Consider the following 21,056-nt stretch of genomic DNA (forward strand, 5'->3'; position numbering starts at 1 on the left):
CCGCCGCCACGCCCCGCCGCGCGGGTGGTGATCCTCACGTGCTCTCCGCACCCTCACCCGGCCCGGGCAACGAGCGGAGAGCCTCGAGGGCGACCTCCCGGTCATCGAAGGGGTGCACGATCCCGTCGACCTCCTGGCCGGTCTCGTGGCCCTTGCCGGCGATCAGCACGATGTCGCCGCGACGGGCCTCGGTCACGGCGTGGACGATCGCCGCACGGCGCTCCCCCACCTCCACCACCTCGGCACGCTCGGAGGCCGACACCTGCTGGGTCCCGCTCAGGACCTCGCTGCGGATCAGGGCGGGGTCCTCGGTGCGCGGGTTGTCGTCGGTGACCACGACGAGGTCGGCCAGCCGCGCGGCGATCTCCCCCATCAGCGGACGCTTCCCGGTGTCGCGGTCGCCACCGGCGCCGATCACGACGATCACCCGACCGGCGGCCAACGGCCGCAGCGCGCCGATCGCCGCCTCGACGGCGTCGGGCTTGTGGGCGTAGTCGACGACGACCTCGAAGTCCTGACCGGCGTGGACCGACTCCAGGCGGCCGGGCACCCCGGCCAGGCCACTGATGCCGCGCGCCACGGGGACGGGGTCGAGCCCGGCCTCCCCGGCGGCCGCCACCGCGGCCAGGGCGTTGGAGACGTTGTAGCCGCCCGCCAGGGGGACACCACCTGGGGTGCGCAGGCCACCGGGCCCCACGACGTCGAAGTCGGTGCGGCTCGGCGCCGGGAGCACCTCGGCGCTGCGCCAGTCGGCGGACTCCGAGGACACCGACACCGTCGCCACCGGAAGCGTCGTGCGGGCCGCCAGGAGACGGCCGTGCTCGTCGTCGACGCACACGACCGCACGACGTGCCCGCTCGGGGGTGAACAGCGACGCCTTGGCCTCGAAGTACTCCTCCACGGTCTCGTGGAAGTCCAGGTGGTCGCGCCCGAGGTTGAGGAAGACCGCGACGTCGAAGACCACCCCGTCGACACGTCCGAGGACCAGGGCGTGGCTGGAGACCTCCATCGCGCACACCTGCACCCCGCGCTCCACCATCAGCGCGAACAGGCCGTGCAGGTCGGGCGCCTCCGGGGTGGTCAGGGCGGTCCGGACGTCCTCACCGGCGATCCGGGTGCCGACCGTCCCCACCACGGCAGCGACGTGACCGGCCGCGGCCAGTCCGCCCTCCAGCAGCCGGGTCGTGGTCGTCTTCCCCTGGGTGCCGGTGACGCCGATCATCGTCAGGCTGCGCGCCGGGTGCCCGTAGACCTCGGCACTGACCTCACCCAGGACCCGCCGCGGGTCGTCGACCACCAGCGTCGGCGTGCCCTCGGGCAGCCGGTCGGCACCGACCGGGTCGGTCAGCACGGCGACCGCCCCCGCGGCCAGGGCCTCGGCCGCGAAGTCCGCCCCGTGCGCCCGCGCGCCCGGCAACCCCGCGTAGAGGTCGCCCGGTCGGACCCGTCGGGTGCTCAGGGTGACACCGGTGACCACGACCGACTCCGGCTCCCGGCCACGCCAGGTGGCCCCGGGGCAGGCGTGCGCGGCCAGCTCGCCCAGCGTCGTACGAGGCGGGTGGGTGGGGCGGGGGTTCGGGTCGCTGCTCACGGTCGGACCACCCTAGGGACGGGGGCCGCCGGTCACCACTCGAGGCGTCACCAGCGGTCGCCTCACCACGGGGCGCCTCACCACTCGACAGGCAGGTCGGAGGGCCTGGTGCTCGTGGGCGGCACCGCGTAGCGACGCAGCGCGTAGCCCATGATCTGGGAGAACGCGGGGCCCGCGACCGAGCCGCCACCGCCGCCGTTGCGGGGGTTCTGGACGACGACGTAGACGGTGAAGCGCGGGTCGTCGGCCGGGGCGAAGCCCGCGAAGGACACGGTGAAGGTGCCGTCGTAGCAGCCGCACTCCGAGGAGGCGCGTTGGGCGGTACCGGTCTTGCCGGCGACCCGGTAGCCGGGCACCTGGGCCCGCGGCGCGACGCCCGCGTCGGGGTCGACCACCCGCTCCATCATCAGCATGGTCTTGCGCGCCGCCTCCTCCGAGAGCACCCGGCGCGACGTCGTGGTCTCGGTCCCGACCTGCTCCCCGGTGTCGGTCGTGGCCGAGCCACGCACCAGGCTCGGGTCGACCCGGACCCCGCCGTTGGCCACGGCGTTGATCGCGGCCGCCATCTGCAGGGCGTTGACAGAGACCGACTGGCCGAAGGCGACCCGGTCCTGCGTCTGGGAGGTCCACAACGAGCCCGACGGCACGATGCCCGCCGACTCCCCGCGCACGCCGACGCCCGTGGGCTCACCCAGCCCGAAGGCCGTGAGGTAGTCGCGCAGCTCGTCACCCTCGAACTTGTCCGCCGCCAGCACCGTGCCGATGTTGGAGGACTTGGCCAGCACCCCGGCCAGCGTCAGCTTGATGGTGCCGTGGTCGAACCAGTCGCCGATCGAGCGGTCCTGGCGGGCCAGCGAGGACGGCACCGTGAGGCGGGTCCGCGGCGTCACCCGACCGGCGTCGACCAGGGCACCCAGCGTCAGCACCTTCTCGACCGAGCCGGGCTCGTAGACGTCGCTCATCGCGCGGGAGCCGAGGTCGGCCTCGTCGGACTCCAGCGGCTCGTTGGCGTCGTACGTCGGGTAGTCGGCGAGGCTGAGCACCTCACCGGTCCGGCTGTCCATGACGATCGCGACGCCCGAGTCGGCCCGCGCGCCGTAGACCGTCTCGCGCAGGACGCGCTGGACGTACCACTGCAGCTCGCGGTCGATCGTGGTGGTGAGGTCCTCGCCGTCGACGGCCTCGACGACGGTCTGCTCGCCCAGGGGGATCTTCTGCCCCGCGGCCACCGAGTAGCGCGCCGAGCCGTCGGTGCCGGAGAGCCGGGAGTCGAAGGTGCGCTCGAAGCCGGCAAGCGGCTGCGGGGTGCCGTCGGCCAGCGGCGTACCGAGGAAGCCGACGAGGTTGGCCGCCACGTCGCCGGCCGGGTAGACGCGGATCGGGTCGCGCTGGGTGGTCAGCCCGTCGAAGCCACGGGCGCGCGCTCGGTCGAGCACGTGGGCGGCCTTGGCGGCCGGCACCGAGCGCGCCATGTACTGGAAGCGGGTGTCGGTGCGGCGCAGCCGCTCCAGGACGGTCACGTAGTCGACGTCGAGCTTGGTCGAGAGCAGCTTGGCCAGCTGGGGGGCGCGATCGACCGGGTTGCCGGCCTCGTCGGTGTTGACCAGGGCCGGGTCCGCGATGACCATCACCCCGTCGACCGACTCGGCCAGGGGCTCGCCGTTGCGGTCGAGGATGTCTCCACGCGTCGCCGGCAGGACCACGTCGCGCGACCCCTCGGCGGCCGCCATCGCGGCGTACGAGCCCGGGTCGAGACCCTGGAGCTGGACCAACCGGCCACCGAAGACCGAGAGCACCATGGCGATCAGCACGAAGCCGATGCGCAGTCGCACCTGCGGTGCGCCCCGGCGGGGCTGACGGGTGGTCGACACGGTGTCCTCTGCTCGTCTCGTACGTGGGTGCTGGTCGGGTCGCGTGCCGGCTCAGGCGTCGCGGTTCTTCTTGGCCCGCTGCTCGGCCTTCTTCTTCGCCTTCTCCTTCGCCGCCTTCTTCTCGGCCTTCTTCTCGGCCTTCTTCTCGGCCTTCTTCTCGGCCTTCTTCGCCTGCTTCTCGGCCCTCTTCTCGGCGCGGGCCTCTGCGCCATTCCTACCGCCGCGCTCGGCCGCCGCGGCGTCGCCACGCCCGTCGCTCAGCACACCCTCGGCCGGAGCCACCACCGTGGCCGGCGGGTCCAGCAGCGAGGGACGGGCAGCGGGACGCGGGTCGAGCAGCACCGGGGTGACGATCCGGGCACCGGCGGGGTCACCCTCGACCGAGCCGTCGGCGAGGTCGAGGAACAGCGGCGCGGCCGGCACCCGCATGCCCAGCTGCTGGGCCTTGCGGGCGACCACCTGGGGGTCGCGCAGGTTCTCCAGCTGCATGCCCAGCGACTCCTCGCGGGCCGAGAGGAGGGTCGCGCGCTGCTCCAGCGAGGTCGCCGTGAACGAGGACTGCTGCATGGAGGTGTTGAAGAGCAGCAGCCCGACCACCCCGCCGAGCAGGAGCAGCGTGACCAGGGAGACGAACGGCACGCGGGCGGCACGGGTGCGGGCGCGGGGGACGACGGTCAGCCGGGCGCGCTCGACGGCGGCCTCGGCCAGGCGCGGTGCGCGCTGGCGCAGCGCTGCGGTGCTGACGGGGCTGGGCATCAGACGGCTCCCCTGTTCCTGCTCTGGTTCCTGCTGTGGGTCCTGCTCGGGCGGTGGGTACGGGACGGGTGGACCCGCTCGACGGCGCGCAACCGGACGGAGGCCGCCCGTGGGTTCTCGGCGATCTCGCCCTCGTCGGCCTTCTCCGCGCCCCGGGTGACCAGACGCAGTGGCGGCTCGCTGCCCTCCGGCACGAACGGGAGGTCCGGGGGGACCTCCGAGCGGGTGGCGGCGGTGAAGGCCTGCTTGACCATCCGGTCCTCCAGGGAGTGGTAGGACTCCACGACCACGCGGCCCCCCACCCCGATCGCCTCGATGGCCGCGGGCAGCGCCCGGCGCAGCACGGCGAGCTCGTCGTTGACCTCCATCCGCAGCGCCTGGAAGGTGCGCTTGGCCGGGTGCCCACCGGTACGCCGGGCCGGAGCCGGTATCTCGGCGTACAACAGCTCGACCAGCGGGCCAGAGGTGGTGAACGGCTCGGAGTCACGGCGACGCACGACCGCCTGGGCGATCTTGCGGGCGAACTTCTCCTCGCCGTAGTCACGCAGGATGCGGGTCAACTCCCCCACCGAGTAGGTGTTGAGCACATCGGCGGCCGTCGGCCCGGTGGTGCCGTCCATGCGCATGTCGAGCGGCGCGTCCTCGGCGTAGGCGAAGCCCCGCTCACGCACGTCGAGCTGCATCGAGGAGACCCCGAGGTCGAAGAGCACGGCGTCGACCTCGGCGAGCCCTAGCTCGACCAGGACGTCCGGGATCTCGTCGTAGACCGCGTGCACGCCGGTGAACCGGTCACCGAACGGCGCCAGTCGCTCACCGGCCAGCGCCAGGGCCTGGGGGTCGCGGTCGATGCCGATCACCCGGGTCGAGGGCAGCCGGGTGAGGACGGCCTCGGAGTGCCCACCCAGACCCAGGGTGCAGTCGACCATCACCCGTGAGTGGGTCTCGGTGTCGGTGTCGCGCTCCAGGGCGGGCGCCAGCAGCGCCACGACCCGGTCGAGGAGCACCGGGACGTGCAGGGGGCCGGCCACGTCAGCGACCCAGGCCCGAGAGGCCGGTGAGCAGCGCCAAGGCCACGGCCGCTCCCACCGAGGTGGCGAAGGAGAACGCCATGAGGGCGGCTGCGTCGCGGGCCTGGTGCCGGACCCGCCGCTCGGCGGCCGGCGCCGGCGACGGCGCGTGCGTGCTGCTCATGGTTCGACCCATCTGGACGGCGTTGCGGGGGTGGTGGAGCGGGGTGGTGGAGCGGGGTGGTGGAGCGGGGTGGAGCCGGTGGGGGATCCCGCCGGGCCTGGTCCTCGCCCGCTCCGTGAGCTCGTGATCTGGGGCCGGGGAAGGTGTCCCAGAGACGTCCGTCTGCGGCCGGGGAAGGTGTCGCAGAAGGGGATGGAGCGGGCAGGGACCAGGCCCTGCGGTGTCCCGCTGTGCAGTTGTGTGGAGCGTGGGTGGAGCGCTGGTGGGGCAGTCGGTCGCCCTCAGTCGCTGGGCGACTCGTCGAGCTCGGCGAACTTGGCCTGCGCCCCGCTGGAGTACTCCTCCCAGCGGGCCGGCGACCAGATCTCCACGCGGTCCCCGACCCCCACCACGACGACGTCGCGCTCGAGGCCGGCGCTGGCGCGCAGGAAGGTCGGGATGCCGATGCGCCCCTGCTTGTCCGGGGTCCCCTGCTCGGCTCCGGCGAACAGCACGCGGCGGTAGTCACGCGCGTCCTTGTTCGTCATCGGCGTCGCCTGGGCCCTGGCCGCCTCGGCCATGAACGTCTGCTCGGGCCACACGGTCAGGCAGTTGTCCTGTCCCTGAGTGATCACGAGGCCCTCCGCGAGCGCGTCCCTGAACTTGGCGGGGAGGAAGAGGCGGCCCTTCTCGTCCAGCTTCGGCGTGTAGGTGCCCATGAAGAACACGGGGCACCTCCGCTGGACGTCAGGAACCACCCGGCTCCTCCACTTTCCCCCACTCTACTCCACTTCCCTCCACCGTCAACCACCTTCCTCCCCTTTCGCGCCCCTTCTGCTCCCCTCCTCGCTCCCCCTCCTCCCTCCCACTCCTCACGCCCCCCGCCGGGGTCACGCCCGGCGCCCTCCCGGACCCGGCGGGGCCGCTTCGCAACCAACCCGTGACCGGGTGCGTCAGACCGGGTGCGCAGCGGACGGCTAAGTTGCTGCGACCGCCTACGGTGGTCAGACCGACGAGGGAGAGGACGCAGCCGTGGCAGCACCGAGCGCCGACGGGGCGGACCTGGGCACGCTGGCCCGGGTCGCCGACCAGGTCCGCGGCAACATCGAGCGGGTCATCGAGGGCAAGCCCGACGTGGTGTCGGCCACGCTCGTCGTGCTCCTGGCCGAGGGGCACCTGTTGATCGAGGACGTGCCCGGTGTCGGCAAGACGATGCTGTCGAAGTCGCTCGCGCGCAGCATCGACTGCTCCGTGCGGCGCATCCAGTTCACCCCGGACCTGCTGCCCTCCGACGTCACGGGCGTCTCGGTGTTCAACCAGGACACCCGCACCTTCGAGTTCCGACCGGGCGGGGTCTTCGCCAACGTCGTGGTCGGCGACGAGATCAACCGCGCGTCACCCAAGACCCAGTCGGCGCTGCTGGAGTGCATGGAGGAGCGGCAGGTCACTGTGGACAACACGACCTACCAGCTCGACACACCGTTCATGGTCATCGCGACCCAGAACCCCATCGAGATGGAGGGCACCTACGCCCTCCCCGAGGCGCAGCGCGACCGCTTCATGGCACGGGTCTCGGTCGGCTACCCGGTGGAGGCCGCCGAGCTCGCCATGCTGCAGACCCACACCAGCCACCGCCCCCTCGACGACCTCGAGCCGGTCACCGACGCCGCCGAGCTGCGCAAGCTGATCGCGATCGTTGCGCAGGTCTACGTCTCCGAGCCGGTCCAGCGCTACGCCGTGGCCATCAGCGCCGCCACCCGACGCAGCAGCGACCTCTCGCTGGGCGCCTCCCCCCGAGCGACCCTGCACCTGGTCCGTGCCGCCAAGGCGTACGCCGCCATGGCGGGGCGCGACTACGTGCTGCCCGACGACGTCGCCACCCTCGCCGAGCGGGTGCTCGCCCACCGCCTGCTGCCCAGCACCGAGGCGGCGATGAGCGGCCGCACGACCCCGGAGATCCTCCGCGGCATCCTGGGGTCGGTGGCGGTGCCCGAGGGGCACCGATCCTGATGGTGCCCACCGCCGGCCCGCCGCGCGGGGGTGAGCACTAGTGCGGGAGGCGCTCGCCGGCCTGACCCTGCGGGGCCGGGCCTTCGTGGCCGCCGGCATCGCCGCGATCGTCTGCGCGGTGCTGCTCGGCCAGCCGGCCGTGACCCGGGCCGGCGTGCTGGTCCTGGCGCTGCCCCTGGTGACGGCCCTGGTCCTCGGACGCAGCCGCTACCGGCTGGCGCTGGTCCGCAGCGTCTCCCCCGGGCTGGTCGCCGCCGGCCAGCCGGCCCGCGTCACCTTGTCCATCACCAACGACGGCCGGACCCCGAGCGGGGTGCTGCTGCTGGAGGACAAGGTCCCCTACGCGCTCGGGACGCGGCCCCGCTTCGTGCTCGAGGGGGTGCGCAGCGGCTGGCACCGCCAGGTGACCTACCAGGTGCGCTCCGACGTCCGGGGGCGTCACGAGGTCGGCCCGATGCAGGTGCGCATCACCGACCCCTTCGGCCTCGTGGAGCTCGGCCGCGCCTTCCGCTCCACCTCCTTCCTCACCGTCACCCCTCGCACGGTGCCCCTCCCGGCGGTCCCGCTGAGCGGGTCCTCGCACGGGTCCGGTGACCAGCGACCCCGGGCCTTCGCCACCGGCAGCGCCGAGGACGTCACCGTCCGGGAGTACCGCCGTGGTGACGACCTGCGCCGCGTGCACTGGCCGAGCTCGGCCCGGATGGGCGAGCTCATGGTGCGTCGCGAGGAGCAGCCCTGGCAGGCCCGCGCGACCGTCGTCATCGACAACCGGGTCTCGGCCCACCGCGGCCAGGGGGCCGGCTCCTCGCTGGAGGCCGCCGTCAGCATCGCCGCCTCGGTCGCCACCCACCTCGCCCACCGCGGCTTCCAGGTCCGCCTGGTCACCGCCAACGCCGTCGAGCACGCGGTCTGGCACGACCGCGACGCGGACCGCAACACCGGGCCGCTGCTGGAGTCGCTCGCCGTCCTGCAGGCCAGCCCCGTGACCAGGCTCGACGCCGGCTGGCTGGCCGAGGCCGGCCACGGCGGGCTCGTGGTCGCCGTGCTCGGCGCCGTCGGGGAGGCCGACGCCCCGGTGCTGCGCCGGATGCAGTCGCACACCGCCGTACCCCTCGCCCTGGCCCTCGACGTCGACGCCTGGACCGGTCGCCCGAGCGGCTCCGCCGCGCCGGCGCTCGCCGCCCGGGGCTGGCGAGCGGTCGGTCTCGGACCCCAGGATCCCCTCGACGTCGCCTGGCAGGAGCTCGGCAACCGGGCCGGCGCAGGAGCGGCCCGATGAGCCGCCCCTCCCCCACTCCCGGGGCCGCGACCATGACCGCCGCCGTGGCCGCCGGCACCACCTGGGTGGCGCTGCTGTCCTGGCGCGGCCTGACAGACCGTCCCAGTGACGTGCTGGTGCCGCTCGTCGTGCTCGGCGGCGTCGTGGCGACGGTCGGCGCGGTGGGACGCTGGGGCCGCCTGGGGCCCGTCTCCGTCCTGGTGCTGCAGAGCGTGCTGGCCGGGATGGTCCTCAGCTACGTGGTGAGTGGCTCCCCCGTACCCGTGGGGTCGGCCTGGGCCGACCTGAGGGCGGAGGTCGACCTGGCGCTCGAGGGAGCGCGAGCCTTCGCTCCCCCGGTCCCCGCCGACGAGGCGGACGTCTCGCCCCTGCTGCTGGCCGGCGGGTTGCTGTGCCTGCTTCTCGTGGACCTGCTGGCCGCCGGCCTGCGCCGGGTCCCCCTGGCCGGCATCCCGCTGCTCGTCGCCTACAGCCTGCCGGTCGGGCTGCTCGGCACCGACCTGACCTGGTGGGTCTTCGCCCTGACCGCCCTCGGCTTCCTGGTGCTCCTGTTCGGCCAGGAGGCCCGCGACGTCGGACGGTGGGGCCGGGCGCTCGACGACGGCGCACGAGCGGACTCCGGCACCGGTCTCCAGTCGGCCGGGGTCCGGCTCAGCGCTGTGACGATCGGCCTCTCGGCCACCGCCCTGGCCGTGGTGGTGCCGATGGCCATCCCCACCCTCGAGGTGCGGCTGCTCGACATCGGTCGCGGCGGGCCCGGTGGCGACGGCATCGAGATCGAGAACCCGATGGTCGACCTGCGCCGAGACCTCAACCGGGGCAGTGACATCCCCCTCCTGCGCCTGACCACCGACGACCCCGCACCCTCCTACCTGCGCACCTCGGTGCTCACGCGCTTCACCGCCAACGAGTGGAGCTCCGGCGACCGCCAGATCCCCACCGAGCACCGGCCCGAGGGCCGGATGCCCGACCTCGTGGGCGTGGCCGACGACGTGCCGCGCACCAGCTACCGCTACGAGGTCGACGTCCTCGACCAGCTCCGCTCGCGCTGGCTGCCGACGATGGCACCGGTCACCGCGGTGCGCGCCGATGGCGACTGGCGCTACGACGCCTCGACCATGGACTTCCTCTCGGCCGACAAGGAGCTGGACACCCGCGGCGTGAGCTACTCCATGACCGGCGTGCAGCTCGACCTGTCGGCCCAGGAGCTCGCCGACGCGCCCAGCTCCGCCGGTCAGGTCTCCGCCGACTTCACCGCGCTGCCTCCGGGCCTGCCCCCGATGATCCGCCAGCTGGCCAACGACGTCACGCGCGACGCCCCGACCCGCTTCGAGAAGGCGGTGGCGCTGCAGGACTGGTTCCGGGCGAACTTCACCTACTCCCTGGAGAACGTGCCTCCCGGCAACGGCACCGACGAGCTCGTCGACTTCCTGTCCACCGAGGAGGGTGGGCGCACCGGCTACTGCGAGCAGTTCGCGGCCGCGATGGCGGTGATGGCGCGCCAGCTCGGCATCCCCGCCCGCGTGGCGGTGGGCTTCCTGGTGCCGGACGAGGTCGAGGACGGGGTCTTCGAGTACTCCGCCTACGACCTGCACGCGTGGCCCGAGCTGTTCATCGCGGACGCCGGCTGGGTGCGGTTCGAGCCGACCCCGGCCGACCGGGCCAGCGGCGTACCGTCCTACACGCGGCAGTCCGTCGACGGCCCGGGCCCCGACCCGATCGACCCCGGCGGCCGCCCCCAGGACGACACCGCGAACCCCGGCGGGCCCGCTGACGAGACCCCCGACCGGACGCCGGAGGAGGCCGAGGACCCGCAGGCGGCCGGCCAGGAGGACGGCGGGGTGACCTCGGCGTGGGTCGTGCGCGCGCTCGGGACGGTGGCGGCGCTGCTGCTGGTGGTCGTGCTGGCCGCCGTGCCGGGGGTCTGGCGCCGCCGCCGTCGGGTACGCCGGTTGGCCGGTGGCCTGGAGTCGGTGTGGGCCGAGCTGCGCGACACCGCGGTGGACCTCGGGGTCCCGTGGCAGTCCGGTCGCTCACCCCGGGTGACCGGCGCGGCCCTGCGCGAGCACCTCCCGCAGGTGGGCGGACAGGACGCGCCCCGGCCGGCACTGGACCGGCTCGTGGCCCGGCTGGAGCGGCACCGCTACGCGCCGGCCGGCTCCGCGGAGACGGCCGCGGCGGCCGAGGCCGCCGAGACCGAGCGCGACGGGGTGCTCGTGGTCGGGGGGCTGGTCACCGCGGCCGATCCGCGGGCCCGGCGGCGGGGGCACTGGCTGCCCCGGACGCTCGTGCGGCCGACCCGCCCCGCCTCGTCGGGTGCGCCGACCGTGGACCGCGAGCTGGTCGACCAGGCGCGCTGAGTCGGATCAGGCCGGGGCCCCGGGGCTGATCGGTGTGCGGCGCGCAGGCCGCAGGCACCGGACCCGCGGCTGGAGGCTCAGAAGCCGCCGTTCTCCTCGCGGCGACGGCGCCACCGCTCCTCGACCCGCTCCATGAAGGAGCCGGAGGAGCCGCGCGAGCGGGAGCGCATCTTGCCGCGGCGGCCACCATCGATGACGGTGAAGCCGGAGTGCCCGGCGGGCTGACCGGCCGCCTCGGGACTCGGGACCGCGGCGGCCTGGGCCTGGCCGCGCAGGGCGTTGAGCCCGAGGGTAGCCGAGCCGAGCATGACGACGAAGCCGGCGATGCCGATGGGCCAGATGTTGATGACCGCGCCGGTCATCAACAGCACGACCCCGAGGACGAACACAGCTCCGGCCAGCACCGCGCGCCGCCGAGCGGCACGGCGCAGCGAGGTGCCGCGCAGGGTGGAGACGAACTTGGGATCCTCCTCGGAGAGGGCGCGCTCCATCTGCTCGAGCAGTCGCAGCTCCTCTTCCGAGAGTGGCACGGTTCCTCCATGGTGCTCGCCTGGGTGCACGGCCTCGTCCCCCGTGGCCGACGGCACAAGTCTAGGCAGGCCGTCGCGTGCATGGTAGGGATGCCTCGATTTTGGGGCCACTGGTCCCGACCGGCAACCGTCACAGCAGGAACTTCACACCACCTCCACGGCCCACCCCACCCACCGAAGCGGCGCGTCCTTCCGGAAGTCAGCGCCGGCTCGACCCACCCAGCCCCGCCGAACCGGCGCATCAATACGCCGACTCGACCCACCCTGCCCGCCGAACCGGCGTATCAATACGCCGGCTCGGCGTGCTCACCCCAGCAGGCTGGCCGGTCGGACCGCGGCGTTCCCGAAGCGGCGGGCGGCCCGGTCGACCGCCCGGTCGGCGTCGGACCAGCCGTGCTCGCGCTCCCCGAGCAGTGCCTGGCGGTGCACGCTCTCGCGCGGCACCAGCCCCTCCACGCGCACGCCCACCAGTCGCAGCCGGGCGCGCTGCAGCCCGAGGGCGTCGAAGAGCCCCACGGCGGTGCGGTAGAGGTCCTGGGTGACGTCGGTGGCCTCGGGCATCGTCCGGGAGCGGGTCAGGGTGGTGAAGTCGGCGAAGCGCACCGTGATCGTCACGGTCCGCCCGGCGACCTCGGCGACCCGCATCCGACGCGACACCGTGCCGGTGAGCGCCAGCATCTCGCGCAGCACCACCTCGCGGTCGTCGACGTCGCGGGAGAAGGTCTGCTGCGCCCCCATCGACTTCTCAGGATCGGCGCCGCCGCCGATGCCGAAGACCGGCGTCTGCTTGGCCACCACCTCGCGCCGGTCCAGGCCCCAGGCCAGCTCGTGCAGGTGGCTGCCCACCGCATGGCCGACCGCGCGCTGGAGGGTCCGCAGCGGGGTGTGCGCGACGTCGCCGACGGTGACCAGCCCCAGCCGGTGCAGCATCGCCCGGGTCTTCTCCCCCACGCCGTAGAGCTCCCCCACGTCGAGCGGGTGCAGGAACGTCGTGACCTCCTCGGGCGGCACCACCACCACGCCGTCGGGCTTGGCCCGGCGGCTGGCGAGCTTGGCCACCGAGATCGACGCCGCCACCCCCACCGAGCAGGTGATGCCCTGCTCGTCGTGGACCGTGGCGCGGATCCGCTCGGCGATCTCCACGGGGCTCCCCCAGCGGCGTACGGAACCACGGACGTCGAGGAACGCCTCGTCGATGGAGACCACCTCCACCACCGGCGTGATCCGGCGGAAGGTCTCGACCACCGCGGCGGAGACGGTGCCGAAGACCTCGTGCTCGGGACTGACCGTCACCGCCTGCGGGCACAGCCGGCGGGCCCGGGCCGAGGGCATGCCGGAGCGGACGCCGTACTCACGGGCGAGGTAGTTGGCCGAGAGCACCACCCCGCGGTGCCCACCGCCGACGATCACCGGCACGTCGTGCAGCTCGGGACGGTCACGGGTCGCCACGGAGGCGTAGAACGCGTCCATGTCGACGTGCAGGACCGGGGTGTCGGTCACGACCCCCACCGCCCGGGCACCAGTGACGTCTCGAGCGTGCGGGAGTGACCTCTCGGCCGTGCGTGAGTGACCTCTCGGCGGTCAGGCGCGGGCGAGCAGGTGCAGCTGGGTGGCCAGGGGGAGGTACTCCGGGCGCTGGGCGACGGCCTGCTCGAGCTCGAGCAGGGCCGCGGTGGCACCGGGCTCGAGGTCGAGCAGCGAGCCGGGGACAAGGTCGGCGAAGACCCGGATACCGTGGACGGTCTCGGTCCGCAGGTCGGCGGCGTCGAGCAGGTCGGTGAGCTCGTCGCGGGTGAAACGACGACCCGCACGGCCGGGGTCGGTGCTGGCCTCCGAGGTGGGGTCCAGCAGCGCCAGCGCCTGCCCGAAGTGGCCGGCCATCGCCCGCGCGATGACCGCGGCGTGGCGCTGGGCGACCAGCAGGGACAGGGCGCCGTCGGGGCGCAGCACCTCGCGCAGCGTGGTGAGGGCGCCGGCCGGGTCACCGACGTGCTCGAGCACGCCGTGGCACAGCACCAGGTCGGCGCTGCCGGGGGCCACGGGGCCCCCGGGTGCGAGCAGGCTGGAGAGATCGCCCTGGTGGGCGACCACCTCGACGCCCTGCTCGCGGGCGCGGCGGCCCAGCGAGGCGAGCGCGTCGGGGCTGGGGTCGACGACGGTGACGCGGTGACCCATGCCGGCGATCCGCACGGCCGAGCCGCCGGTGCCGCCACCGATGTCGAGGACGTCGAGCGGCTCGCCGTCGAGGAGGTCGCGCAGGGCCTCCCACACCACGGCGGTACGGGCGTTGGCGCGACGCTGCTCGGGCCGGTCGGTACCTGGCATGTCCCCCACCCTAGGGCGTCGATGGGCCGGGTCATCCCGGGCTCCCCGGGCTGCGGTGCCACAGCTTGCGGGCGACGTCGCGGGCGTCGTCGCCGGCCGGCTTGATGTCGGCGTACGGCGAGAGCTTGAAGCCGCTGGAGTGCACCAGCACCCGACGCCGGCCCATGCCGCCCGCGGTCGGGCCGTCCTGCGGCTCCTCGGAGAAGTCCGGCGGCCGGGCCATCACCGGGCGCGAGGCCCGGCTCTCGGCGGCTCCGGCGCCGGCGAGCTCGACGCCGACGCCGCCGAACCCGGTGGGGACGACGGCCATCTCCGCCCGCACCGCCTCGAGCCCGCCGCCGCGCCAGGTCTGGTGCAGGGCGGGCAGCTCCCAGCAGCCGGTGGCGCGCAGCGAGACCCCGCGGTGCCCGGTGCGGCGCAGCTCGCCGCGCACGACCAGCAGCCAGGAGTGGAAGACCGTGGCGGCGTAGGGGCCCTGGGCGTCCTCGAAGAAGGTCGCGTCGACCGGGCCGGTGCCGTCGTCGAGGGTCAGGAAGACGACCCGCCGCCCCGAGCGGATCGGCGGGGTCTGGGTGGCGACCTTGACCCCGGCGACCAGCAGCTCGGCCTTGCTGCGCTGACCGAGCAGGTCGCGGCTGCGGGTCACCCCGAGGGCGTCGAGGAAGGGGCCGTAGGTGTCGACGACGTGCCGGCTGGCATCGAGGCCGAGGATCTCCAGCTCCGCGCGCATCCGCTCCTCCCCGGTCATCTCGGGCAGCCCGGAGAGCTCGCCGTCTCCGGGGGCGTCCCCGAGGTCGAGGGCCAGCTGGACCGACTCCACGGGCTCCGGGGGCGGGGCCGTGCGCGCCTGGGCCGAGGAGCGGCCCCAGATCCCGTCGCGGCGGCCCCCCTGGTCGGTCCCGAGGTCGGCAGGGCGCCGGTCGCCACGCAGGTCGCGCTCCCCCACCGACTCCGCACCGCGCTGGCGCTCGCGCACGTCGGCGTCGCTGGAGTTGCGTGCGGCAGCCGCGTCGGCCACCGCGACCGAGCGGGCAGGGGTGCGGGAGCGCCCGGCCCCACGACCGGCCCCACGACCGGCCCCACGCCCGGTCCCGCGCCCCCGGGCGGCGCGGTCGACCGCACGGCCGTGCCGGTCGAGCTCGGCCACCTGCAGCAGCAGGTCGCGACGGGTGACGGCCCCGCGTCGGCGTACGTCGGCGCCGGAGGTGTCCTCCAGGCCGTAGGTCGCGTCGAAGCCACCGGCCAGCACCAGCCGCTCCACGACCGGGCGGGAGACCCGCGCCCGGTGCCAGAAGTCGCTCAGCGAGTGGTAGGGCCGGGCCGCGACGATCCGCTCGACCTCGGTCTCGCTGATCCCCTTGACCTCCGAGAGGGCCAGGCGGATGCCCCAGCGCCTGGTGCCCTCGGGCTGCTGGTCGGTCCACCACGGCGCCCCGGGGCCGGGGCCGGGCCCCTCGTCGAGCACCTCGACGGCGTACTCCCTCCCGCTGCGGCCCACGTCGAGACCGAGCACCTCGATGCCGCAGTGCCGGGCGTCCTCGAGGATCAGGCGCTTGGGGTACATGCCGGGGTCGTGGGTGAGCACCCCGGCCAGGAAGTGCGCCGGCCAGTGCGCCTTGAGCCAGGCCGACTGGAAGGTCGGCAGCGCGAAGGCGGCCGCGTGGGCCTTGCAGAACCCGAAGGAGGCGAAAGCCTCCAGCACCGACCAGACCTCCTCCACCACGTGCATGGGGTAGCCCCGGCCCAGGGCGCGGGGGAAGAACCACACCCTGGTCTCGGCCATGCCCTCGCGGTCACCGAGCGCGCGGCGCTTCTCGTCGGCCTCCGCGAACGTGACACCGGCGAAGCGGCTGATGATCTCGATGACCTGCTCGTGGAAGACCACGACGCCGCGGGTGGGGCCCAGGATCGGGCGCAGGTCGTCGTGGAGGTAGCGCGCGGCCTTCCACCCCTGCTTGACCTCGAGGTAGGGGGTGATCATGTCGCTCTTGACCGGCCCGGGACGGAACAGCGAGATGTCGGTGATGACGTCCTCGAAGGTCTCGATGCCGGACTTGCCGACCAGCTCGCGCTGGCCCGGCGACTCGATCTGGAAGATCCCCAGCGTCCGTGCGGTCGAGATCATCTCGTAGGTCGCGGGGTCGTCGTGGGGCACCTGCTGCTGGTCGTCGAGGTCGACCTCGACCCCCTCGACGCGGCGGATCTCGGCGACGGCGTGGGCCATCGAGGACTGCATCCGGATGCCGAGCACGTCGAGCTTGAGCAGCCCGAGGTCCTCGACGTCGTCCTTGTCGAACTGACTCATCGGGAACCCCGCGAACGACGCCTCCACCGGGGTGCGGTCGAGCAGCGTGGCGTCGGAGAGCAGCACGCCGCACGGGTGCACCGCGACGTGCCGCGGCAGGCCGTCGAGGCGCTCGACGAGCTGGAACATCAGGTCCAGCCGCTGCTCCCCCAACCCGCTGGCGCGCAGCTCGGGCAGCTCGCGCAGCGCGGTGCGGGCATCGCGCGCGCGGATGTGCGGGAAGGCCTTCGCGATGGCGTCGGTCTCCAGCGGCGGCATGCCCAGGGCGGCACCGACGTCGCGCACGGCGTGCCGCACCCGGTAGGTGTCCATCATCGACACGCACACGCAGCGCTCGCCGCCGTAGCGGTCGAGGATCGCCTCGTAGACCTCGGTGCGGCGTGCGGACTCCACGTCGACGTCGATGTCGGGCAGCGCCTGGCGCAACGGCGAGAGGAAGCGCTCCATCAGCAGCTGGTGGCGGATCGGGTCGACCCCGGAGATGCCGAGCAGGTAGGTCACCAGGCTGCCCGCGCCGGAGCCGCGGGCCGCGACCCGGACGCCGAGCTCCTTGATCAGGTCGGTGACGTCACCGACGGTGAGGAAGTACGACGCGTAGCCGAGGTCGCGGATCACCCCGAGCTCGTCGTCGAGGCGCTTCCACACCACCGCCAGGCCGCTGCCGCCGTAGCGGCCGCCGATCGCCCCCTCGCAGCGGGCGCGCAGTGCCGTGTCGGCGTCGGGGTGGTCGGTGGAGAGGGAGAACTCCGGGAAGTGCACCTCCCCCAGGCCGAGGTCGCCACGGGGGTCGAGGGCGCAGCGCTCGGCCAGCGCGCGGGTGCGGGCCAGCAGCCGCGCGGCGTCGGAGGGCCCGCCGCCGGCGGCGTGCGCGACCTCGTCGGCCACCTGGCGCATCTGGCGCCCGGACTTCAGGTGCCCCTCGGCGTTGGTGCGGTCCACGTGGCGCCGGTCCAGGGCGACCAGCCGGCGGGCGGCGTCGAGGACGTCGGCCGTGGCCGCGTCGCGGCGCTCGGCGTAGCGGACCTGGTTGGTCAGCACCGTGGGCAGGCCGACCTCGGCGGCCACCCGGGCCAGGTGGGCGGCCCGGGTCGCGGAGCCGGGCAGCCGGTGGTGGACCAGCTCGACCTGCAGGCAACCGGTCGGCACCAGGGCGCGCCAGCGGGCCAGCTCGGCGCGGACCAGGTCGTCGCGGCGCCCCTCCAGCGCCGGCCCGAGGACCGAGCCCGGGCCGAGCAGGACGACCACGTCGCCGGAGCCGAGCAGCGCGGCGACCTCGGGGCTCTCCGGGTCGAGCACGGGCGTGCCGCGCTCGCCGGCGAGGTGGGTGGCCGAGAGGATCCGGCACACCGCGGCCCAGCCGCCGCGGCCGCCCCCGGGGCCGGCCGCGTGCGCGAGGAGAGTCACCCGCGGCAGGCGCGGGTCGCGGAAGGCGCCTCCGCGCACCGGCGTACGACGGCGGCTGCCGGGCTCCCCTGCCGGGCCGTCGCCCGGCGCGGTCGGACGGTAGGCGAGGTCCACGCCGAGGACCGGGGAGATGCCGGCGACCTGGCAGGCCTTGGCGAACTTCACCGCGCCGTAGGTGCCGTCGCGGTCGGTGAGCGCCAGCAGGTCCATGCCGTGCTCGACGGCCCGCTCCACCAGGCGCGGGGGCAGCGAGGCGCCGTGGCGCAGGGAGTAGCCGGAGGCCACGTGCAGGTGGGGGAACGGGTCGCGCACGGCTCGCTCCTTCGTCTCGTCTCGGCTCGACCCCGGACAGCTCCTCGACCGCTGCTCGCACGCCTCTCAGGGACCCGAGAAGCGTCGAACACGTGTTCGAAGAGGGCGTCAGCGTAACCCCGCTCGAGCGCGGCCGGTCAAGTCCTTGACGGACTGTCGGAGGTCGGGAGTACCGTCGTCATCGTTCGAACATCCGTTCGATCGCACGAGGGTCGAGGGAGCCCCGGGCCACGCGCCCGGGAGGAGGACGGTGAGTGAGGATGCGACGCTACGACGAGCCCGTGGAGGTACGCCGCGGCCCGGTCCCCGGCTGGCCCGGCGAGGGCCCGGCCCAGCTGCTGTGGCGGGGGCGGCTGTGGAAGGTGCGCGCCGTGGTCGCGCACTGGGTGGAGACCGGCCCCTGGTGGCAGCACGCCCACGTGCACGCGGTCATCGGCTCCGAGGAGAGCAGCGCTGAGGGCAGCGCTGGGACCAGCGGAACCGACGGGACCGCCCTGCTCGAGGAGCTGCTCGGCGAGCGGGAGGTCTGGCGGGTGGAGGCCGGCCGCGGCCCCGGCCGCCCCGAGCCCCAGGGACTGCCGACCACCGGGGTCCTCGAGCTGACCCACGACACCGCCGAGGGCCGCTGGCAGCTCGTCGGCTGCACCGACTGACCCGCTGACCGACCCGCTGACCGACCCTGAGACCTGGAGAGACAGATGTCCCCGCAGACCCCGTACCTGCTGCCCGCCACCACCCACTCCTACCTCGCCCGCGCGGCGGAGTCGCTCGCCGAGGCCACCGCCTCGCGCGACGTCCCGACCCGCTACGCCTGCGCCCACGTCGCGGCGCTGCGTGCCGCGGCGGCGCTGCTCGCCGCCCGGGCGCGCCCCCGGCCGACCCGCGGACGACGCCAGAAGAACGCCTGGGTGCTGCTGACCGAGGTCGCCCCCGAGCTCGCGGAGTGGGCGACGTTCTTCTCCGCCGGCGCGGCCAAGCGCGCGGCCGCCGAGGCCGGCTCACGACGTGCCGTCACCGAGCGCGAGGCCGACGACCTGGTGCGCGACGCCGACCGGTTCCTCGCCGTCGTCGAGCAGTCGCTCGGCCTGGTCCCCCACGCCGTCGGTGCCGGCACCGTCCTCCCCACCGGCAGGCTCGTCGAGCACCGCGCCGGCTGACGCCGAGAGTCACTCGCGCACGGCCGAGACGTCACTCGCGCACGGTCGACGTACGAGCGGGGAGCCTCAGACCGCGCCGCGGTCGACCCGGGACCGGGTGGCGCGCAGGTGCTCGGACGTGCTCGGGTGCCACATCGCGACCAGCAGCGCCACGATGAGGGCGATCGCGAGGTAGCTCAGCACCAGGAACGTCGTGGGCGGGTCGACGCGCATGCCCGAGCCGGTCGCCACGACGGTCATCACCAGCAGCACGGTCAGGCAGACCCGCGCCCAGTGGTGACCGTGGGCGTAGAACATCGCGAGCACGGCGATCAGGGCCGCGACCGTCACGAACAGCACGGCGGAGACCGCGAAGAACTGCGGCACCGCGATCGGCCGCTCGTCCATCAGGTAGTCCAGGCCGCGCTGCGCCACGATCTCCCGGGCGTCGCGGTGACCCTCGGCCCAGTTGAGCACCATCCGCTCGCGCAGCAGCCCCACGAGGGCGACGCTGAGCAGGCCGAGCCCCAGGAAGCTCGCCAGCAGCGCCAGCGAGATCCGGTGCGCCGCAGGCGCCTCCACCGGGCGGTCGTCGAGGTCGGTGCTCACGGCCCCGACTCTACGACCCGAGACTCGATGCACCCACAGGGTGCCGACTCCGTCCACGACGTTGTGCAGGTGTTGGGGGGGCGAATTCAGCCGGTCGTCGCAACAGGTGGATCTGACGGTCCGGACAGTAGTGCTTCGAGTTCTTCCGCGGGAGTGCGCCACTTCAGTGTCTTGCGGGGGCGTGCGTTGAGCTGGGCTGCCACTTGGTCGAGCATCCCAGGCCCGTAGAAGGAGAGGTCTGTGCCCTTGGGCAGGTACTGACGCAGCAGACCGTTGGTGTTCTCGTTGCTCCCGCGCTGCCAAGGGGAGTGGGGGTCGCAGAAGTAGATGGAGAGTCCGGTCGCTTCGGCGATCTGGATGTGGTTGGCCATCTCTGAGCCCTGGTCCCAGGTCAGAGATCGACGCAACTGCTCGGGCAGCGTGGCCATCTTGGCCACCATCGCTTCTTGGACGATCTCGGCCGTGTGACCACCGGGTAGGTGCAGCAGCATCACGAACCTGGTGGTGCGCTCGACCAGCGTCCCGACCGCGGATCCGGACTCGGTCGAGCCAAGGATCAGATCGCCCTCCCAATGGCCCGGCACTGCCCGGTCCTCGACGTCTGCGGGTCGTTCGCTGATCATCACCATCCCGGCGAACCGCTGGCGACGTTGATCGGGTTGGCGATGGGGCTTACGCAGCGTGCGCCCGGTGCGCAGGTGGCGTGTCAGTTCCCGCTTCAGCCCGCCTCGGGACTGCACGTACAACGACTGGTAGATCGTCTCGTGCGACACCCGCATCTCCGCATCGTCAGGGAAGTCCTGCCTGAGCCGTCGCGCGATCTGCTCAGGGCTGTGGTCCTTGCGAAGTCGATCTTGCACCTCGTGCTGGAGTCGCTGGTTCGTGGCCAGCTTCGCGACTTTCGGGCGACAAGCCCGCTGATCAGCCTTGCTCTGTGCGTTGACCGCACCGTAGTTGCCCTTTGCCCCCCGAGCGGTGGCATTGCGGGTCAACTCCCGGGTGATCGTCGAGCGGTGTCGACCCAGCCGCCTGGCGATCTCTGCAGGTCGGACCTTCGCGGCGTGCAACGCCTCGATGCGACAGCGCTCCTCGTAGGTCAACGACCTCGTCGGCTGGGCCAGTCTTGGTTTCACTCCGCCAGATTCCTCGAGCCAGCGCCACACCACGCGAGTTGACACGCCCATCGCTTCGCCGGCGGCATACGGGGAGGGAAATTCCGCCACGAGGTCCCAAAACGCCCGCTCGACGCTGCGCCGCACCCGCGGTCTGCCTCCAACACCCATGCACCCTCCTGGGGCCTAGATGTTGCGACGACCGCGTGAACCCAAGGGGCACATCTCCTGCACAACGTCGTGGAGCAGGCGGTCGCCGGGTCTCGACGCCCGCTCGTCGCTGGCG

The 21,056-nt window shown here is 73.7% G+C and carries 17 protein-coding genes; 5 read left to right on the forward strand and 12 right to left on the reverse strand.

The window, feature by feature from the left end; all coding sequences use genetic code 11:
* Window positions 1-34 precede the first annotated feature (34 nt).
* From BKA05_RS10570 to mraZ, 6 genes are all read right to left on the reverse strand, one after another.
* A complete protein-coding gene (locus BKA05_RS10570) occupies window positions 35-1,591 on the reverse strand; it encodes a UDP-N-acetylmuramoyl-L-alanyl-D-glutamate--2,6-diaminopimelate ligase (RefSeq protein WP_179531395.1) in 1,557 nt (518 codons plus the stop codon).
* 77 nt (window positions 1,592-1,668) lie between these two features.
* Window positions 1,669-3,462, reverse strand: coding sequence for a peptidoglycan D,D-transpeptidase FtsI family protein (locus tag BKA05_RS10575; RefSeq protein ID WP_343045617.1), 1,794 nt, complete (start codon window positions 3,460-3,462; stop codon window positions 1,669-1,671).
* A 51-nt stretch (window positions 3,463-3,513) separates the two neighbouring features.
* Window positions 3,514-4,218 (reverse strand): cell division protein FtsL, encoded by a 705-nt coding sequence (gene ftsL, locus BKA05_RS10580; protein WP_179531396.1) that lies wholly within the window; start codon window positions 4,216-4,218, stop codon window positions 3,514-3,516.
* Window positions 4,218-5,246 (reverse strand): 16S rRNA (cytosine(1402)-N(4))-methyltransferase RsmH, encoded by a 1,029-nt coding sequence (rsmH, locus tag BKA05_RS10585; RefSeq protein WP_179531397.1) that lies wholly within the window; start codon window positions 5,244-5,246, stop codon window positions 4,218-4,220. Before rsmH ends, ftsL begins: the two co-directional genes overlap by 1 nt.
* 1 nt (window position 5,247) lies before the next feature.
* A complete protein-coding gene (locus BKA05_RS10590; protein ID WP_179531398.1) occupies window positions 5,248-5,409 on the reverse strand; it encodes a hypothetical protein in 162 nt (53 codons plus the stop codon).
* Window positions 5,410-5,690: 281 nt separating this feature from the next.
* The gene (gene mraZ, locus BKA05_RS10595) at window positions 5,691-6,107 is read right to left on the reverse strand and encodes a division/cell wall cluster transcriptional repressor MraZ (RefSeq protein ID WP_218842392.1); all 417 of its coding nucleotides are present in this window, start codon (window positions 6,105-6,107) and stop codon (window positions 5,691-5,693) included.
* A gap of 313 nt (window positions 6,108-6,420) precedes the next feature.
* On the opposite strand from mraZ, the gene BKA05_RS10600 reads away from it, so the two are divergent.
* From BKA05_RS10600 to BKA05_RS10610, 3 genes are read left to right on the forward strand one after another with little or no spacing between them, the layout of a single operon-like run.
* Window positions 6,421-7,398, forward strand: a complete 978-nt coding sequence (locus tag BKA05_RS10600) for an AAA family ATPase (protein WP_179531400.1) — start codon at window positions 6,421-6,423, stop codon at window positions 7,396-7,398.
* Between the two features lie 40 nt (window positions 7,399-7,438).
* A complete protein-coding gene (locus tag BKA05_RS10605) occupies window positions 7,439-8,677 on the forward strand; it encodes a DUF58 domain-containing protein (protein WP_179531401.1) in 1,239 nt (412 codons plus the stop codon).
* Window positions 8,674-11,037 carry a transglutaminase TgpA family protein gene (locus BKA05_RS10610; RefSeq protein ID WP_179531402.1) on the forward strand — a complete coding sequence of 788 codons (2,364 nt, stop codon included), beginning with the start codon at window positions 8,674-8,676 and terminating at the stop codon, window positions 11,035-11,037. Before BKA05_RS10605 ends, BKA05_RS10610 begins: the two co-directional genes overlap by 4 nt.
* Before the next feature lie 77 nt (window positions 11,038-11,114).
* Here BKA05_RS10610 and BKA05_RS10615 read toward each other — a convergent pair whose 3' ends face one another.
* The 4 genes from BKA05_RS10615 to BKA05_RS10630 all read right to left on the reverse strand — a co-directional run bounded on the left by BKA05_RS10615 (window position 11,115) and on the right by BKA05_RS10630 (window position 17,913).
* The gene (locus tag BKA05_RS10615; RefSeq protein WP_179531403.1) at window positions 11,115-11,567 is read right to left on the reverse strand and encodes a DUF3040 domain-containing protein; all 453 of its coding nucleotides are present in this window, start codon (window positions 11,565-11,567) and stop codon (window positions 11,115-11,117) included.
* 306 nt (window positions 11,568-11,873) lie between these two features.
* Window positions 11,874-13,067 carry a DNA polymerase IV gene (gene dinB / locus BKA05_RS10620; RefSeq protein WP_343045618.1) on the reverse strand — a complete coding sequence of 398 codons (1,194 nt, stop codon included), beginning with the start codon at window positions 13,065-13,067 and terminating at the stop codon, window positions 11,874-11,876.
* Between the two features lie 81 nt (window positions 13,068-13,148).
* Window positions 13,149-13,892: a methyltransferase domain-containing protein gene (locus BKA05_RS10625; protein ID WP_179531404.1), complete on the reverse strand. Its 744-nt coding sequence runs from the start codon at window positions 13,890-13,892 to the stop codon at window positions 13,149-13,151.
* Between the two features lie 31 nt (window positions 13,893-13,923).
* A complete protein-coding gene (locus tag BKA05_RS10630; protein WP_179531405.1) occupies window positions 13,924-17,913 on the reverse strand; it encodes a DNA polymerase III subunit alpha in 3,990 nt (1,329 codons plus the stop codon).
* A gap of 260 nt (window positions 17,914-18,173) precedes the next feature.
* Between BKA05_RS10630 and BKA05_RS10635 the strand changes: the two genes are divergently transcribed.
* Both BKA05_RS10635 and BKA05_RS10640 read left to right on the forward strand, forming a co-directional pair.
* The gene (locus BKA05_RS10635; protein ID WP_246290203.1) at window positions 18,174-18,566 is read left to right on the forward strand and encodes a DUF6504 family protein; all 393 of its coding nucleotides are present in this window, start codon (window positions 18,174-18,176) and stop codon (window positions 18,564-18,566) included.
* Window positions 18,567-18,611: 45 nt separating this feature from the next.
* Window positions 18,612-19,070, forward strand: a complete 459-nt coding sequence (locus tag BKA05_RS10640; RefSeq protein WP_179531407.1) for an SAV_6107 family HEPN domain-containing protein — start codon at window positions 18,612-18,614, stop codon at window positions 19,068-19,070.
* A gap of 66 nt (window positions 19,071-19,136) precedes the next feature.
* Here the strand turns inward: BKA05_RS10640 and BKA05_RS10645 are convergent, their stop codons facing one another.
* Window positions 19,137-19,658, reverse strand: coding sequence for a hypothetical protein (locus tag BKA05_RS10645; protein ID WP_179531408.1), 522 nt, complete (start codon window positions 19,656-19,658; stop codon window positions 19,137-19,139).
* An 86-nt stretch (window positions 19,659-19,744) separates the two neighbouring features.
* Complete coding sequence (locus BKA05_RS10650; protein ID WP_246289786.1) at window positions 19,745-20,941, reverse strand: IS30 family transposase; 1,197 nt, start codon at window positions 20,939-20,941, stop codon at window positions 19,745-19,747.
* Window positions 20,942-21,056: the final 115 nt, after the last annotated feature.

Origin of the sequence: Nocardioides marinus, from assembly GCF_013408145.1 — a bacterium.
Taxonomy (GTDB): domain Bacteria; phylum Actinomycetota; class Actinomycetes; order Propionibacteriales; family Nocardioidaceae; genus Nocardioides; species Nocardioides marinus.

Coding starts and splice junctions, on each gene's coding strand:
- ftsL (WP_179531396.1), bottom strand. CDS start 4,218: ATGCCCAGCCCCGTCAGCACCGCAGCGCTGCGCCAGCGCGCACCGCGC.
- BKA05_RS10590 (WP_179531398.1), bottom strand. CDS start 5,409: ATGAGCAGCACGCACGCGCCGTCGCCGGCGCCGGCCGCCGAGCGGCGG.
- mraZ (WP_218842392.1), bottom strand. CDS start 6,107: ATGGGCACCTACACGCCGAAGCTGGACGAGAAGGGCCGCCTCTTCCTC.
- BKA05_RS10610 (WP_179531402.1), top strand. CDS start 8,674: ATGAGCCGCCCCTCCCCCACTCCCGGGGCCGCGACCATGACCGCCGCC.
- BKA05_RS10625 (WP_179531404.1), bottom strand. CDS start 13,892: ATGCCAGGTACCGACCGGCCCGAGCAGCGTCGCGCCAACGCCCGTACC.
- BKA05_RS10635 (WP_246290203.1), top strand. CDS start 18,174: ATGCGACGCTACGACGAGCCCGTGGAGGTACGCCGCGGCCCGGTCCCC.
- BKA05_RS10640 (WP_179531407.1), top strand. CDS start 18,612: ATGTCCCCGCAGACCCCGTACCTGCTGCCCGCCACCACCCACTCCTAC.
- BKA05_RS10650 (WP_246289786.1), bottom strand. CDS start 20,941: ATGGGTGTTGGAGGCAGACCGCGGGTGCGGCGCAGCGTCGAGCGGGCG.